Annotated in this window: 13 protein-coding genes; all 13 read left to right on the top strand. The window is 63.0% G+C overall.

What is annotated here, in order from left to right; translation table 11 throughout:
• The first annotated feature begins 35 nt into the window (after window positions 1–35).
• On the top strand, window positions 36–1679 hold the full coding sequence (locus tag ACTG4K_RS11125) for a 3-(methylthio)propionyl-CoA ligase (protein WP_439114272.1): 1644 nt from the start codon (window positions 36–38) through the stop codon (window positions 1677–1679).
• A 35-nt stretch (window positions 1680–1714) separates the two neighbouring features.
• Window positions 1715–3028 carry a branched-chain amino acid ABC transporter substrate-binding protein gene (locus ACTG4K_RS11120; protein ID WP_439114271.1) on the top strand — a complete coding sequence of 438 codons (1314 nt, stop codon included), beginning with the start codon at window positions 1715–1717 and terminating at the stop codon, window positions 3026–3028.
• A 149-nt stretch (window positions 3029–3177) separates the two neighbouring features.
• Window positions 3178–4407 carry a branched-chain amino acid ABC transporter substrate-binding protein gene (locus ACTG4K_RS11115; protein WP_439114270.1) on the top strand — a complete coding sequence of 410 codons (1230 nt, stop codon included), beginning with the start codon at window positions 3178–3180 and terminating at the stop codon, window positions 4405–4407.
• Between the two features lie 175 nt (window positions 4408–4582).
• Window positions 4583–5587, top strand: a complete 1005-nt coding sequence (locus ACTG4K_RS11110) for a branched-chain amino acid ABC transporter permease (RefSeq protein WP_439114386.1) — start codon at window positions 4583–4585, stop codon at window positions 5585–5587.
• Window positions 5588–5591: 4 nt separating this feature from the next.
• Window positions 5592–6884, top strand: a complete 1293-nt coding sequence (locus tag ACTG4K_RS11105; RefSeq protein ID WP_439114269.1) for a branched-chain amino acid ABC transporter permease — start codon at window positions 5592–5594, stop codon at window positions 6882–6884.
• A gap of 53 nt (window positions 6885–6937) precedes the next feature.
• Window positions 6938–7732, top strand: coding sequence for an ABC transporter ATP-binding protein (locus tag ACTG4K_RS11100; RefSeq protein WP_439114385.1), 795 nt, complete (start codon window positions 6938–6940; stop codon window positions 7730–7732).
• Between the two features lie 13 nt (window positions 7733–7745).
• On the top strand, window positions 7746–8441 hold the full coding sequence (locus tag ACTG4K_RS11095; RefSeq protein ID WP_439114268.1) for an ABC transporter ATP-binding protein: 696 nt from the start codon (window positions 7746–7748) through the stop codon (window positions 8439–8441).
• Window positions 8442–8654: 213 nt separating this feature from the next.
• Entirely contained in the window at window positions 8655–10763 is a 2109-nt protein-coding gene (locus tag ACTG4K_RS11090) for a 3-hydroxyacyl-CoA dehydrogenase NAD-binding domain-containing protein (protein ID WP_439114267.1), read from the top strand.
• 40 nt (window positions 10764–10803) lie between these two features.
• On the top strand, window positions 10804–11979 hold the full coding sequence (locus ACTG4K_RS11085; RefSeq protein ID WP_439114266.1) for an acetyl-CoA C-acyltransferase: 1176 nt from the start codon (window positions 10804–10806) through the stop codon (window positions 11977–11979).
• 11 nt (window positions 11980–11990) lie between these two features.
• The gene (locus tag ACTG4K_RS11080) at window positions 11991–12428 is read left to right on the top strand and encodes a PaaI family thioesterase (protein WP_439114265.1); all 438 of its coding nucleotides are present in this window, start codon (window positions 11991–11993) and stop codon (window positions 12426–12428) included.
• A 15-nt stretch (window positions 12429–12443) separates the two neighbouring features.
• Window positions 12444–14267 carry an acyl-CoA dehydrogenase gene (locus ACTG4K_RS11075; RefSeq protein WP_439114264.1) on the top strand — a complete coding sequence of 608 codons (1824 nt, stop codon included), beginning with the start codon at window positions 12444–12446 and terminating at the stop codon, window positions 14265–14267.
• A complete protein-coding gene (locus tag ACTG4K_RS11070) occupies window positions 14267–14572 on the top strand; it encodes a Dabb family protein (RefSeq protein ID WP_439114263.1) in 306 nt (101 codons plus the stop codon). The genes ACTG4K_RS11075 and ACTG4K_RS11070 overlap by 1 nt, the downstream gene beginning before the upstream one ends.
• A 67-nt stretch (window positions 14573–14639) precedes the next feature.
• Window positions 14640–15431 (top strand): SDR family oxidoreductase, encoded by a 792-nt coding sequence (locus ACTG4K_RS11065; protein ID WP_439114262.1) that lies wholly within the window; start codon window positions 14640–14642, stop codon window positions 15429–15431.
• Window positions 15432–15466 lie beyond the last annotated feature (35 nt).

The raw sequence follows: 15466 nt of genomic DNA, 5'->3' as shown, positions 1-15466 counted from the left end.
CTTTTTTTCGTTGTTGCCACCCAAGGAGACGCCCCATGCTGGGACAAATGCAAAGCCAACCGCTGCTGATTTCGTCGCTCATTACGCACGCTGAACGCCACCACGCCACCGGCGAAATCGTATCGCGCCGGGTCGAGGGCGACATCCACCGCAGCAACTGGGGCCAGATCGCGAAGCGCTCGCGCCAGGTGGCCAACGCACTGGACAGCCTGCACCTGGCCTTTGGCGACCGCGTGGCCACGCTCGCCTGGAACGGCTACCGCCACCTGGAGCTGTACTTTGGCGTCAGCGGCACCGGCCGCGTGCTGCACACCCTGAACCCACGCCTGCACCCCGAGCAGCTGGCCTGGATCATCAACCACGCCGACGACCGCGCCATTTGCTTTGACATGACGTTTCTGCCGCTGGTGCAGGCGGTGGCCGGCAAGTGCCCTGGCGTGAAACACTGGATTGCGCTGTGCGACGCCGACAAGCTGCCAGCTGACAGCAACATCCCCGGCCTGCTGAGCTACGAAGCCTGGATGGGCCACCAGAGCGACGCCTACCTATGGCCCGATCTGGACGAAAACAGCGCATCCAGCATGTGCTACACCAGCGGCACCACCGGTAATCCCAAGGCTGCGCTGTATTCGCACCGCTCCACCATCTTGCACGCCTACAGCGCTGCGTTGCCCGACTCGCTCAATCTCAGTGCGCGTGACGCCGTGTTGCCTGTGGTGCCCATGTTCCACGTCAACGCCTGGGGCCTTCCGTACTCTGCAGCGGCCACGGGCTGCAAGCTGGTGTTTCCCGGCCCGGCGATGGACGGCAAGTCCATTTACGAACTGCTGGAGGCGGAGAAGGTCACGATGGCAGCCGGCGTTCCCACCGTCTGGCAAATGCTGCTGGGTCACATGCAGGCAGGCGGGCTGAAGTTCAGCACCATGAAGCGCACCGTGATCGGTGGCTCCGCCTGCCCGCCGGCCATGATCAACACCTTCAACAACACCTACGGCGTGGCGGTGCTGCACGCCTGGGGCATGACGGAAATGTCGCCACTGGGCACGGTGTGCACGCTGAAAAACGCGCAGCTTGCGCTGTCGCCCGAGGCGCAGACCCAGGTGCTGCTCAAGCAAGGGCGCGCGGTGTACGGCGTGGACATGAAGATCGTGGACGAGGCGGGCGCGGAGCTGCCCTGGGACGGAAAAACCTACGGTGACTTGCTGGTGCGTGGTCCGTGGATCATTGCCAGCTACTTCAAAGGCGAGGGCGGCGACCCGCTTCGCTACGACGCCGCCGGCAAGGGCTGGTTCCCCACCGGGGACGTGGCCACCATCGACGCCGACGGCTTCATGCAGATCACCGACCGCAGCAAGGACGTGATCAAGTCCGGCGGCGAGTGGATCAGCTCGATCGACGTTGAAAACATCGCCATGGCCCACCCTGCCGTGGCGATGGCGGCTTGCGTGGGCATGAAACACCCCAAATGGGACGAGCGCCCGATTGTGGTGGTCGTGAAAAAGCCCGGTGCCGAGGTGTCGCGCGACGAGCTGCTGGCGTTTTATGAAGGCAAGATCGCCAAGTGGCAGGTGCCTGACGACGTGGTGTTTGTGGACGCGATCCCGCTGGGTGCGACCGGGAAGATGCAAAAAATGACCCTGCGTCAGCAACTCAAAGACTACGTATTGCCCGGACTGTGAACAAGCCCGGCCTGGGTTGGGCCGACAATGTTCCCATGACGAAACCCGCACTGCTTTCGCTCCCACACACCCTCTCGGCCAGCCAGGCCCGCCCAAGGCAGCTGCCCTGGTGGCGCTGGGCGGCTGCCGTGTGGCTGGTGCTGGTTTCCCTGGGTGCGCAAGCGGCCAACCCGCTGCCGCTGCAAGGCCAGACGGTGCGTATTGCCTTCATCGATCCGCTCTCAGGCCCGGCGGCTGACATTGGCCGCAACAGCCTGCGCAGCTGGCAGTTCATGGCAGAGCACAAAGGGGGCGCAGCCAACCCGGCGGGCGTGCGCTTTGTGGTGGCGGGCTTTGACAACAAGGGTTCCCCACAAGAAAGCTTGAACGCCCTGAAGGCGGCCATTGACCAAGGCTTTCGCTACATCGTGCAAGGCAACGGCTCGGGTGTGGCGGCTGCCCTGAGCAACGCCGTTGCCCGGCACAACCTGCGCAGCCCCGAGCGCTCGGTGGTTTTCATCAACTACGCGGCCATGGACCCGGAACTGACGAACGAGAAGTGCAATTTCTGGCACTTCCGTATCGACGCCGACACCGCCATGAAAATGCGAGCCATGACCGGCTTCATGGCGGTGCAGCCCGACTTGCGCCGGGTGTACCTGCTCAATCAGAACTACGCGCATGGCCAGCAGTTTTCGCGTTATTTTCGGGACACCATGGCCCAACAAAGGCCAGACGTGCAGATCGTCGGTGATGAGTTGCACCCGCCCTTTCAAGGCCACGACTTCACCGCGCACGTGCGCAGCATTCAGGCTTCGGGTGCACAGGCGCTGGCCACAGGCAACTGGGGTGCCGATCTGCGCGATTTGGTCAAAGCCCTGCACAAGCAGGGGGTCTACCTGCCAATCTATGCGTATTACCCGGCGCTCAAAGGTGTGCCCGAGGCGCTGGCCGAAACCGGTGGGCGCATGCCGGTGTACCAGGTCGCCTACAACCACAGCAACCAGGCTGGGCCCATCCATGCGCTGGCGACCGCCTTTCGCAAGCAGCACGGCGAGGATCTGACGATTTACGCCAGCTACGACGGCATCGAGATGCTGAGCCACGCCATGGCCCACGTCGGCTCAACCGACCCCGCGCAGGTGGCCGGGCGTCTCAGCGGCATGATCTTTAAGGGCTTCAACGGCCCCGTGCACATACGCGCTGACGACCACCAACTGCTCAAGGGCCTGTATGTGTCGCGCTGGCAAAAAGTCGATGCAGCCCACCCCAGAAGCGCCGGGGACACGGGTTACACCTTTGCCCCCGTGCAGTACATGGATGCGGCCCAGATCAGCGGCCCCACCAGCTGCCAGATGCAACGCCCCTGAGGCGCCGGCCGACCGCCTCAGTTGTATGCAAGTGCTACGGTTGTTCTAGCGTCCAGTCACTTGCGCGATAGCGTCTAGGGGCAATCCCTGAGCCCCACGCCACCTCAAAAAGGTACGCTGACGGCTTCCTTACTCAACGGAGACCGTCCATGAATTTCGCTCTCAAATCGATGGCTGTTGCCGCGCTGTCCCTCACGCTGACCAGCGCGTTTGCCCAAAAGGGCGAGACGGTCAAGATCGCGTGGATTGACCCCCAGACCGGTTTGATGGGGCCAGTGGGCAACAACCAGCTCAAGAGCTGGCAGTTCTTCGCTGAAAAGTACTCGCAAAAAAACCCCGCCGGTGTGAAGTTCGAGGTGGTCGGCTTTGACAACAAGCTCAGCCCTGCCGAGAGCCTGACTGCCATGCAGGCCGCCATAGACCAAGGCGTGCGTTATCTGGCCCAGGGCAATGGCTCGTCGGTGGCTGGCGCGCTGATCGACGCGGTGAACCGCCACAACACCCGCAACCCGGGCAAAGAGGTCATCTTCCTCAACTACGCGGCCGTGGACCCGGATTTCACCAACAGCAAGTGCAGCTACTGGCATTTCCGCTTCGACGCAGACACGTCGATGAAGATGGAAGCCATGACGACTTACATGAAAGACAAGACCGACGTCAAAAAGGTCTATCTGTTTAACCAGAACTATTCGCACGGCCACCAGGTGGCGAAGTTTGCCAAGGAAAACCTCAAGCGCAAGCGCCCCGACATCCAGATCGTGGGCGAAGAGTTGCACCCGCTGGCTCAGGTGCGCGACTTCGCTCCCTACATCGCCAAGATCAAGGCTTCGGGTGCGGACACCGTCATCACGGGCAACTGGGGCTCCGACCTGGCGCTGCTGGTCAAGGCGGCCAACGAAGGCGGCTACGACGGCAAGTTCTACACCTATTACACGGGCGTCACCGGCACCCCCACCGCGCTGGGCAAGGGCGGTGAAGGCCGCGTTTACCAGGTGGCCTACAACCACTACAACATGGGCGAGCCCATGAAGGGCTGGATGGCCGAGTTCAACCAGCGCTTCAAGGACGACATGTACACGGCCGCCATCCCCAACATCTACGCCGCGCTGGGCGACGCCATGGCCAAAGCCAAGTCGACCGACCCGGTGAAGGTGGCTGCCACGCTGTCGGGCCTCAAGTTCAAAGGCTTCAACGGCGAAGTTGAGATCCGCAAACTGGACCACCAACTGCAGCAACCCTTGTACATCACGCGCTGGCAAAAAACAGATGCCAAGAACCCCTACAGCGCTGAAAACACCGGCATGACGCTGGTGCCCGTGCAGGAGTACCCGGCCTACGTGGCCAGCACGCCCACCAGCTGCCAGATGAAGCGCCCCTGACGGGCCGCTGCTGACACATGGCCTTCAGGCCGCTTGCACCGGCGGCTCGAAGGTATGCTGTGCTGCTGCACCTGACGCGTGATCCTTTGGCGGGACACGCTCCATCTTCTTTTTTCTTTTGGACCCTGCATGGTGGTCCGGAAAGTCATACGCCGTGGAGTTCTTCATCATCTCCATGCTCAACGGGTTGAGCTATGGGCTCCTGTTGTTCATGCTGAGTTCAGGGCTGACCCTGATCTTCAGCATGATGGGCGTTCTCAATTTTGCCCATGCTAGTTTTTACATGCTGGGCGCCTACATCGGCTATTCCATTGGGCAGGTGATGGGCTTCTGGCCGGCGCTGCTGATAGCACCGCTCGCTGTGGGCATGTTGGGCGCTTTGTTTGAAAGGCTCAGCCTGCGCAAGGTGCACAAGTTCGGCCACGTGCCCGAACTGCTCATCACCTTTGGCCTGTCCTACATCATTCTGGAACTGGTCCAGCTCGTTTGGGGCCGCACGGCGGTGCAGTTCCGCCCGCCCGAGGTGCTGCAGGGCTCGGCGCTGACGCTGGTGAGCCACGCCACCGACGGGCTGAGCCTGGTCTGGGGCCGGGCGCCGGCCGAGCTGTGCGGTGCAGCGGTGCAAACCATTTGCTCGCCGTTCCCCGCCACCCGTGCCTTCATGATGCTGGTGGCGGTGGTGATGTTGGCCGGCGTGTGGCTGCTGCTCACCCGCACCCGTGTGGGGCTGGTGATACAGGCCGCGCTCACGCACCCCGAGACGGTGGAAACCCTGGGTCACAACGTGCCGCGTGTGTTCATGCTGGTGTTTGGCGCTGGCACCGGGCTGGCCGGGCTGGCCGGGCTCATCGGCGGCAGTACCTTTGTGACCGAGCCGGCCATGGCCGCCACGCTGGGTTCCCTCATTTTTGTGGTGGTGGTGGTGGGCGGGCTGGGGTCGCTCTCCGGCGCGTTCCTCGCGTCCATCATCATCGGCGTGGTTCAGACCTTTGCGGTGGCGTTGGACCATTCGCTCATTGGGCTGTTCCAGGGCATGGGGCTGCCACTGTCCGATGCCTGGCAAGACAACTCGGTGCTCAAACTCACCATCTCGCAGGTGGCGCCGATCCTGCCCTATCTGTTCCTTGTCCTGGTGCTGATCTTCCGGCCCAAGGGATTGTTGGGCACCCGGGAGACCTGACACCATGGCATCCACTCACTACAGTTTCAAACCTTACAACGCTGGCCGTTGGGTGATCTGGTCGCTGTTTGCGCTCGTTCTCCTGTTTGCGCCCAAGGTGTTCACCAGCAACCTGTCGGTGTCCATGCTGGCGCAGATGGGCATCGCCATCATTGCCTGCCTGTCCTACAACATGTTGCTGGGGCAGGGCGGCATGCTCAGTTTCGGGCACGCGGTCTACACCGGGCTGGGTTCGTACATGGCCATTCATGCCCTGCTTCGGGTGTCTGAAGGCGCGCTCTCTTTGCCGGTGAGCATGGTGCCGCTGGTGGGCGGCTTGGCCGGCATGTTTTTTGCCGTCCTGTTTGGTTATGTCACCACCAAAAAAGCCGGTACCACCTTTGCCATGATCACGCTCGGCATGGGTGAGCTGGTGTTTGCCATGTCGCTCATGTTTTCCGAGTTTTTCGGCGGTGAAGCCGGCGTGACCGCCGACCGCGTGGTGGGCGATGCGGTCATGGGCATCACCTACGGCCCAGGCGTGCAGGTGTACTACCTGATCGCGGTTTACACCTTTGTCAGCGTGGCGCTCATGTTTGCCTTCACGCGCACACCGCTCGGGCGCATTCTCAATGCCGTGCGCGACAACCCGGAGCGCGTTGAGTTCATCGGCTACAACACGCAAATGGTGCGCTACCTGGCGTTCATCATCGCGGGCTTCTTTGCAGGCATTTCCGGCGGTCTGGCCGCGATCCAGTTCGAAATCGTCACCGCCGAGGTGGTGGGGCCGATCCGCTCTGGCGGCTACCTGCTGTTCACCTTTCTGGGCGGCGCCACCTTCTTTTTCGGGCCCATCATCGGCGGCATTTTGATGGTGCTGGCCTTTGTGCTTTTTTCGGAGATCACCAAGGCCTGGCTGCTCTACCTGGGGCTCATCTTTTTGTTCATGGTGATGTATGCCCCGGGCGGCATCGCCAGCCTGATCATGATGAACCTGCGGGTGGCCGCCTTTGGCAGGCTGCGCGAGCTGTGGGTGAGCTACCTGGCCTTGGCGCTGACCGCGCTCGTGGTGCTGGCCGGCGCGGGTGCGCTGATCGAAATGGTCTACCACCTGCAGCTGAGCACCGCCATGGGCGATACCGTGAGGTTTCTGGGCGTGACCCTGCACACGCAGGCGGCCGATAGCTGGTTTGGCGGTGTGTTCGTCATGCTCACGGGCATGGGTTTGTTTGAACTCACGCGGCGCATGTTCATGCAGCAGTGGTCGGCGATTCAGACCGACATTGAAAAAGAAATCAAGCGCCGGGAGACGCAATGAGCAACCAAGACGCTACATCGGCAGCGCCCGTCGCTGCGCCGTTCGACCAGTCCATGAGCCACGTCCACGCCGGCGGCTACGCACTGGAATTGCGCCAGTTGCACAAGAATTTTGGCAAGACCGAGATCATTCGCGGTGTTGACCTGGCGGTGCGCAGCGGCGAGCGGGTGGCCATCATCGGCCCCAACGGCGCCGGCAAGTCCACCTTGTTCAACCTGGTTTCAGGCCGTTTTGCCCCCACCAGCGGCGATATTTTGCTGGGCGGTCAGCGCATTAACGGCAAAAAGCCGTTCGAGATCAACCGCATGGGGTTGTCGCGCAGCTTCCAGATCACCAACATCTTTCCCAAACTCAGCGTGTTTGAAAATCTGCGCTGTGGTGTGCTCTGGAGCCTGGGTTACAAGTACAGCCTGTTCCGCTTTCTGGCCGACCTGGACGACGCCAACGAGCGCGCGGAGGAGCTCATGCAAATGATCCGCCTGGACAAGAAGCGCGACGTCCTGGCCATGAACCTCACCTACGCCGAGCAGCGCGCACTGGAGATTGGCATCACCATCGCGGGCGGTGCGGGCGTGATCTTGCTCGACGAGCCTACGGCCGGCATGAGCAAGAGCGAGACCAGCCGCTTCATCGACCTGATCCGCGAGGTGACGGTGGGCAAAACCCTGCTGACGGTGGAGCACGACATGGGCGTGGTGTTTGGTCTGGCCGACAAGATTGCGGTGGTGGTCTATGGCGAGGTGATTGCCTTTGACACGCCCGAAGCGGTGCGCGCCAACCCGAAGGTTCAAGAGGCCTACCTGGGTTCGGTGCTGGCCGATGAGCAAGCCGCCTCGGTCGGACATTGAGGAGGACCGCACCATGCTGAACATTGAAAACCTGCACGCTTATTACGGCAAAAGCCACGTGCTCCACGGCGTCTCGTTTGAAGTGGGCAAGGGCGAGATCGTGGCGCTGCTGGGGCGCAACGGCTCGGGCCGCTCCACCACGGCCAAGGCCATCATGGGTCTCGTGGACTGCAGCGGCACCATCACCTGGAAGGACAAGTCCATCCAGGGCAAAAAGCCGTTTGAGATTGCCCACACGGGCCTGGGCTACGTGCCAGAAAACCGCGATATTTTCCCCAAGCTCACGGTGCATCAGAACCTGCTGCTCGGGCAAAAAGGCAAGGGCAAAGGCTCGCGCTGGAGCTTTGACGACATGTACGCCATCTTTCCCCGCCTGAAAGAGCGCGAACACACCGAAGCGGGCGTGCTTTCAGGCGGCGAGCAACAAATGCTCACGCTGTGCCGAACCCTCATGGGCGACCCGGACCTGATCATCATCGACGAGCCCACCGAAGGCTTGGCACCGAAAATAGTCGAGCTGGTGGGGCAGTACCTGCAAACCTTGAAGGCGCGTGGCGTGTCGGTGTTGCTCATCGAGCAGAAACTTACCATCGCCATGGCCATTTCAGACCGCGCGCTGGTCATGGGCCACGGCAGCATTGTTTTTGAGGGCACACCCGACGGTCTGCGAGCCGATCCGTACACCCGAAAAGAGTGGCTGGAGGTCTAGGAGACTCCCCCGCGCCGCGCCGCCGGAGGAGCCATGCCAGCGGCCCGGCGAATCTCGTTCCACAGCCTCCCGGGTGGGGGCACGCCTCAGGCGCCGTCACCGAGACTCGCAGGGGACAAGTGGACCTTGCCACATCGCACAAATTACCTAAAATCGCACGACCGTTCTTTTTTCGAGCGTGCACCCTTTCCCGATCCACACAGAGGAGATTCCATGACCGCTGAGTACCAGGTCCACGGCGACGTCGCCGTCATCACGCTGAACAACCCGCCGGTCAACGGTCTGGGGTTGTCCACCCGCCAGGCTATCGTTGAGGGGCTGGACAAGGCACAGAACGATGCTGCCGTCAAAGCCATCGTGCTCACGGGCGCTGGCAAGGCGTTTTCGGGCGGCGCAGACATTCGCGAATTCGGCTCACCCAAAGCGGTACAAGAACCCAACCTGTTGAGCGTGATCCTGGCGGTGGAAAACACCAGCAAGCCCGTCATTGCCGCCGTGCACAGCGTGTGCATGGGGGGCGGTTTGGAACTGGCGCTGGGTGCGCATTACCGCATCGCCGCGCCCGGCTGCAACGTGGCCCTGCCCGAAGTGAAGCTGGGCCTAATCCCCGGTGCCGGCGGCACGCAGCGTCTGCCGCGCGTGTTGGGTGTGGAAGCCGCACTGAACATGATCGTCAGCGGCGAGCCGGTCAAGAGCGAGATGCTGGCGCAGCTGCCGGGCCAGCAGCTGTTTGACAAACTGTCCGCTTCTGCCGAGTCGCTGGCCGAAGAGGCCTTGGCCCTCGCCCGTGAAATGGCCGCGAAACACGCCGATGGCTCGGCCTTGCCGCTGGTGCGCAACCTGCCTTGCAAACACAAGAACGGCGACGCTTATTTCCAGTTCGCCCGCAACATGGTGAAAGGCATGGCCAAGAACTTCCCGGCGCCCGCCAAGTGCGTGGACGCGGTCGAAGCCGCGACCCAGAAGAAGTTCAATGACGGCATGGTGTTCGAGCGCGAGATCTTCATCAACCTGATGTGGACCCCCGAGTGCAAGTCGCTGCGCCATCTGTTCACCGCCGAGCGCGCCGCGAGCAAGATCCCCGACGTGCCGGAAGACACGCCCAAGCGCGCCATCGAGTCGGTGGCCGTCATCGGCGCCGGCACCATGGGCGGTGGCATTGCCATGAACTTCCTCAACGCCGGCATCCCGGTGAAGATGCTGGAGATGAAGCAGGAAGCGCTGGACCGTGGCATCGCCACCATCCGCAAGAACTACGAAGCCCAAGTCAGAAAGGGCAAGCTCAAGCAGGACAAGTATGAGCAGCGCATGGCCCTGCTGTCCACCACGCTGAGCTACGACGACCTGGGCGCGGCCGACCTGGTGATCGAGGCCGTGTTCGAAGAGATCGGTGTGAAGGAAGCGGTGTTCAAGGAACTCGACCGCGTGACGAAGGCCGGTGCCATCTTGGCCTCCAACACCTCCACGCTGGACGTCAACGCCATCGCCAACTTCACCAAGCGCCCGCAGGACGTGGTGGGCATGCATTTCTTCAGCCCGGCCAACGTGATGAAGCTGCTGGAAGTGGTGCGCGGCGACGCCACCGCCAAAGACGTGTTGGCCACGGTGATGGCGGTGGCCAAGAAGATCAAGAAAACGGCGGTGGTGTCCGGCGTCTGCGACGGCTTCATCGGCAACCGCATGATTGAGCAGTACGGCCGCCAGGGCGGTTTCCTGCTCGACGAAGGCTGCACCCCCGCGCAGGTGGACAAGGCGATGGAGAAGTTCGGCATGGCCATGGGCCCGTTCCGCATGGGTGATCTGGCCGGCAACGACATTGGCTGGGCGATCCGCAAGCGCCGCTACCAGGAAAAGCCGGACATGAAATACAGCAAGACCGCCGACCTGTTGTGCGAGAAGGGCCGCTTCGGCCAGAAGACCGGTGCCGGCTGGTACGACTACGTGCCCGGAAAGCGCGACGCGATCCCGAACGCCGAGGTGGTGCAGATGATCGAAGAGCACCGCAAGGCCCTGGGCATCACACCGCGCAAGATTTCGGACGAAGAGATCGTGCAGCGCCTGGTGTTCTCACTGGTGAACGAGGCCGCGCACATCCTGGAAGAGGGCATCGCCAACAAGGCCAGCGACATCGACGTGGTCTACATCTTCGGCTACGGCTTCCCGGTGCACCGCGGCGGCCCGCTGAACTACGCCAACGAAGTGGGCCTGTTCAACGTGGTCCAGGCCATGAAGCGCTTTGCCAAGAACCCGCTGGACGACGCGAAGTTCTGGGAGCCGGCGCCGCTGCTGGCCCGCCTCGCCACAGAAGGCAAGACCTTCTGATCCGCCCCGAACGAACACCGAACCAGATTAGGAACCAACCATGACCAACGCCGTCATCGTTTCCACCGCCCGCACGCCCCTGGCCAAGAGCTGGAAGGGCGCCTTCAACATGACCCACGGCGCCACACTCGGCGGCCATGCGGTGCAGCACGCCGTGCAGCGCGCCGGTATCGACGCCGCTGAAGTCGAAGACGTGATCATGGGTTGCGCCAACCCCGAGGGCGCGACCGGTGCCAACATTGCGCGCCAGATCGCCCTGAAAGCGGGCCTGCCCATCACGGCATCGGGCATGACCGTGAACCGCTTCTGCTCGTCTGGCTTGCAGACCATCGCCCTGGCCGCGCAGCGCATCATGGCTGGTGAAGGCGACGTGTATGTGGCCGGTGGTGTGGAGAGCATTTCTTGCGTGCAGCAGGAAATGAACACCCACATGCTCAAAGACTTGGCGCTTGAAAAACAGAAGCCCGAGATTTACTGGAACATGCTGCAAACCGCCGAGCAAGTGGCCAAGCGCTACGGTATTGGCCGCGACGCGATGGACGAATACGGCGCTGCCAGCCAGCAGCGAGCCTCGGCCGCACTCGAAGCCGGCCTGTTCAAAGCCGAAATCGCGCCCATGACCGTGACCGCCGGCGTGGCCGACAAGGTGATGGGCCTGATGACCAAACAGGTCACGATCGAGAACGACGAAGGCATCCGCGCCGGCACCACATTTGAAGGCATCCACGGCCTGCGTTCGGCGCTGCCGGGCGGCCTCATTTCGGCTGGTAACGCCAGCCAGTTTTCAGACGGCGCCGGCGCCTGCGTGTTGATGAACGAAACCCTGGCTGAAAAGCGTGGCCTGCAACCGCTGGGCCGTTTTTTGGGTTTTGCCGTGGCCGGTTGTGAACCCGACGAAATGGGCATCGGCCCGGTGTTTGCCATCCCCAAGGTGCTCGCACGCCTGGGTTTGAAAATGGACGACATTGACCTGTGGGAGCTGAATGAAGCCTTCGCGGTGCAGGTGCTGTATTGCCGCGACAAGCTGGGCATTCCACACGACCGCCTGAACGTCAACGGCGGCGCCATTGCGGTGGGCCACCCCTACGGTGTGTCGGGCCAGCGCCTGACCGGTCACGCGCTGATCGAAGGCAAGCGCCGCGGCGCCAAGCGCGTATGCGTCACCATGTGCATCGGCGGCGGCATGGGCGCTGCCGGTATCTTCGAAGTGCTCTGAAGGCGAAGGCCATGGCCGAGGTCACCGTCAGCCCCGAGGCCTTTCTCGCCATGGGGCGCGAGGTCTTGGCGGCACAACCCTTCTCGCGCCTGATCCGTGCCGAACTCGCTGCGTTCTCCCGAGGGCGTTGCGAGTTGCATGTGCCGGTCAGCGAGTCGGTGAAGCAGCAGCACGGCTTTGTGCACGGGGGCGTGGTGAGCTACGCCGCCGACAACGCACTGACCTACGCCGGCGGCAGTGCCCTGGGAATGCCCGTGGTCACCGCTGAGTTCAAGATCAACTACCTGCGCCCGGCCATTGGTGATCGACTGATTGCGCGTGCCGAGGCCGTACACACCGGCAAAACACAATCGGTCTGCCGTTGTGACGTGTTCATTCTGAAAGATGGCGAAGAAAAGCTCTGTGCCGTGGCGCAGGGCACCATCGCTGCACTGTCGCCCAAGACCTGAACCGAAGAGAGCACCATGAGCCTTCGCCCCACTGTCGATTTCCTGCTGTATGACTGGCTCGATGTGCCTTCGCTTAGCGAACGCGAGCGCTTTGCCGACCACAGCCGTGAAACGTTTGATGCGGTGCTTGACACCTGCGAGCGCATTGCCCGCGAAAAATACGCGCCGTTCAACCGGTTGGTGGACACGCAAGAGCCGCAATTCGACGGCGAGAAAGTGATCCTGCCGCAGGCCACGCACGAGGCCAACCGCGCCTATGCCGAGTCCGGCATGCTCAGCGCCGCGCAGGACTATGAAGAGGGCGGCATGCAGCTGCCCTACACAATTGAGGCGGCGGCCAACGGCTTCTTTGGCCTGGCCTCGGTGAGCATCGGCTCCAGCCTGCTGACCAAGGGCAATGCCAACCTGCTGCTGGTGCACGGCACGGAGGTGCAGAAGGCCGTGTTTGCTCGCAACGAATTCAATGGCCGCTTCTCCGGCACCATGTGCCTGAGCGAGCCGCAGGCCGGTTCTTCCCTGAGCGACATCACCACCCGCGCCGTGCCCGACGGTGCCGACTTTGAGGCCGACCCGCTGGGTGCGCGCTACCGGCTCAAGGGCAACAAGATGTGGATCTCTGCGGGCGAGCACGAGCTGACCGAGAACATCGTTCATCTGGTGCTGGCCAAGACCCCCGGGCCGGACGGCAAGCTGATCCCCGGCACGCGCGGCATTTCGCTGTTCATCGTGCCCAAGAAAATGGTGGACGCCCAAGGCCAGCTGACTGGCGTGCGCAACGACGTGGCGTTGGCGGGCCTGAACCACAAGCTGGGGTGGCGCGGCACCACCAACACGCTGCTGAACTTTGGCGAAGGCAAGTTCCCGGTCAACGGCGAAGCGGGTGCCGTGGGCTACCTGGTGGGCCGGCCGCACGAAGGCCTGCGCTGCATGTTCCACATGATGAACGAGGCACGCATCGGTGTGGGCACAGCCGCCGTGATGCTGGGCCTGGCGGGTTACTACGCCTCGCTGGACTACGCGAAGAACCGGCCGCAGGGCCGACCCGTGGGGCCGGCCGGCAAAGACCCGACGCAGCCGCCCGTGCGCATCATCGAACACGCCGACGTGAAGCGCATGCTGCTGGCGCAGAAGAGCTACGGCGAAGGCGCACTGGCGCTGGAACTGTATTGCGCGCGCCTGGTGGACGAGCAACACACCGGCACGCCCGAAGCGGCCGACGATGCGCGCCTGCTGCTGGAGGTGCTCACCCCCATTGCCAAGAGCTGGCCCAGCGAGTGGTGCCTGGAGGCCAATTCCCTGGCCATCCAGATCCATGGCGGCTACGGTTACACACGCGATTTCCCGGTGGAGCAATACTGGCGCGACAACCGCCTCAACATGATCCACGAAGGCACGCACGGCATTCAGGCGACCGACTTGCTGGGCCGCAAGGTGCTGATGGAAAACGGCAAGGGCCTGCAGTTGCTGGCCGGGCGCATCAACGGGACCATTGAACGCGCCATGCAGGTGCCGGAACTGGCGGCCCACGCCAACGCCCTGGGTCAGGCGCTGGCGCAAGTGGGCGGAGCCACCAAGGCCGCCTGGGCCACTGGCGAGCCGACCGACGCACTGGCCAACGCCGTGCCCTACATGCAGGCCTTCGGCCACACGGTACTGGCCTGGATCTGGCTGGATGTGGCCCTGTCCGCACACATGGCAACCGAAGGTGCAGCCCGCACCGGCCGCTTGGCCGCCATGCGCTTTTTCTTCCACTACGAACTGCCCAAAATTGGCGCCTGGCTGCAGGTGGTGAGCAGCCGCGACCAGACCTGCGCCAGCTTGCCCGAGGAGGCTTTCTGATGCTGCACCACATCGTCATGTGGAAACTGAAAGACCACGCCGAGGGCGCCGACCGCGCCACCAACGTACGCAAGGCGCAGGCGCTGTTGCAAGGATGCGCCGCACTGGTGCCGGGCGTGGTGCGGTTTGAGGTCGGCACGGCACAGCCCGGGCTGGAATGCACTTACGACCTGGTGCTCAACACCAGCTTCACCGACCACACCGCGCTGGCGGCCTACCAACACCACCCGGAGCATGTGGCCATCAAGCCGTTCATGAAGGCGGTGGTGCAAGAGCGCCAGTGCATGGACTACCTGGGTGAGTGACGCAGTCGCCGCCCTGACCCCCACCTTCCCGACGACGGGAAGCCTTACACATTCAACAGGAGACAACATGACCCGCAACATCCAACAACTCTTCGACCTCAAAGGCAAAACCGCCCTTATCACCGGTGGTTCGCGCGGCCTGGGCTTGCAGATGGCCCACGCGCTCGGCGAAGCCGGTGCCCGTGTGGTGATCAGCTCGCGCAAGGCCTCTGATCTGGAAGAAGCCACCGCCGAGCTGGAGGCCGCCGGCATTGATGCCCGCTGGATTGCCGCCGATTGCTCGCTGGAAGAAGACATTCGCCGCCTCACCAGCGAAACGCTGCAGCGCGTGGGCGACGTAGACATTTTGGTGAACAACGCCGGTGCCGCCTGGGGTGCACCCGCCGAAGACCACCCGCTCGAAGCCTGGGACAAGGTGATGAACCTGAACGTGCGCAGCTACTTTTTGCTGAGCCAGCTGATCGCCAAGGGCAGCATGATTCCGCGCCGCAGTGGCAGCATCATTAACACCGCCAGCATCGCTGGCCTGGGCGGCAACCCGTCGGGCATGAAGACCATTGCCTACAACACGTCCAAGGGCGCGGTGATCAACTTCACCCGTGCGCTGGCGGCCGAGTGGGGCGCCCATGGCATCCGCGTCAACGCCATCTGCCCGGGTTTTTTCCCTAGCAAAATGACACAAGGCACGCTGAAGGCCATGGGTGAAGAGAAGCTGGCTGCCCACGCACCGCTGGGCCGTCTCGGCGACGACGAAGACCTGAAAGGTTTGACCGTGCTGTACGCCTCCGATGCCGGCAAACACATCACCGGGCAATGGCTCGCCGTGGATGGGGGCGTATCCGTGATCACCGGAGGCTAGATTGACCCACCCCGGGCGCGCGCTGCCCGGGGTTG

It is taken from the genome of Hydrogenophaga sp. (genome assembly GCF_965657535.1).
GTDB lineage: Bacteria > Pseudomonadota > Gammaproteobacteria > Burkholderiales > Burkholderiaceae_C > Hydrogenophaga.
The sequence above is the reverse complement of the archived record's forward strand: the minus strand, read 5'-3'. Positions and strand labels throughout refer to the sequence as shown.

Bases quoted from the DNA above. Each gene is read 5' to 3' on its own strand.
- ACTG4K_RS11090 (WP_439114267.1), top strand. From the start codon at position 8,655: ATGACCGCTGAGTACCAGGTCCACGGCGACGTCGCCGTCATCACGCTG.
- ACTG4K_RS11075 (WP_439114264.1), top strand. From the start codon at position 12,444: ATGAGCCTTCGCCCCACTGTCGATTTCCTGCTGTATGACTGGCTCGAT.
- ACTG4K_RS11120 (WP_439114271.1), top strand. From the start codon at position 1,715: ATGACGAAACCCGCACTGCTTTCGCTCCCACACACCCTCTCGGCCAGC.
- ACTG4K_RS11065 (WP_439114262.1), top strand. From the start codon at position 14,640: ATGACCCGCAACATCCAACAACTCTTCGACCTCAAAGGCAAAACCGCC.
- ACTG4K_RS11100 (WP_439114385.1), top strand. From the start codon at position 6,938: ATGAGCCACGTCCACGCCGGCGGCTACGCACTGGAATTGCGCCAGTTG.
- ACTG4K_RS11070 (WP_439114263.1), top strand. From the start codon at position 14,267: ATGCTGCACCACATCGTCATGTGGAAACTGAAAGACCACGCCGAGGGC.
- ACTG4K_RS11085 (WP_439114266.1), top strand. From the start codon at position 10,804: ATGACCAACGCCGTCATCGTTTCCACCGCCCGCACGCCCCTGGCCAAG.
- ACTG4K_RS11105 (WP_439114269.1), top strand. From the start codon at position 5,592: ATGGCATCCACTCACTACAGTTTCAAACCTTACAACGCTGGCCGTTGG.
- ACTG4K_RS11095 (WP_439114268.1), top strand. From the start codon at position 7,746: ATGCTGAACATTGAAAACCTGCACGCTTATTACGGCAAAAGCCACGTG.
- ACTG4K_RS11125 (WP_439114272.1), top strand. From the start codon at position 36: ATGCTGGGACAAATGCAAAGCCAACCGCTGCTGATTTCGTCGCTCATT.
- ACTG4K_RS11115 (WP_439114270.1), top strand. From the start codon at position 3,178: ATGAATTTCGCTCTCAAATCGATGGCTGTTGCCGCGCTGTCCCTCACG.
- ACTG4K_RS11110 (WP_439114386.1), top strand. From the start codon at position 4,583: ATGCTCAACGGGTTGAGCTATGGGCTCCTGTTGTTCATGCTGAGTTCA.
- ACTG4K_RS11080 (WP_439114265.1), top strand. From the start codon at position 11,991: ATGGCCGAGGTCACCGTCAGCCCCGAGGCCTTTCTCGCCATGGGGCGC.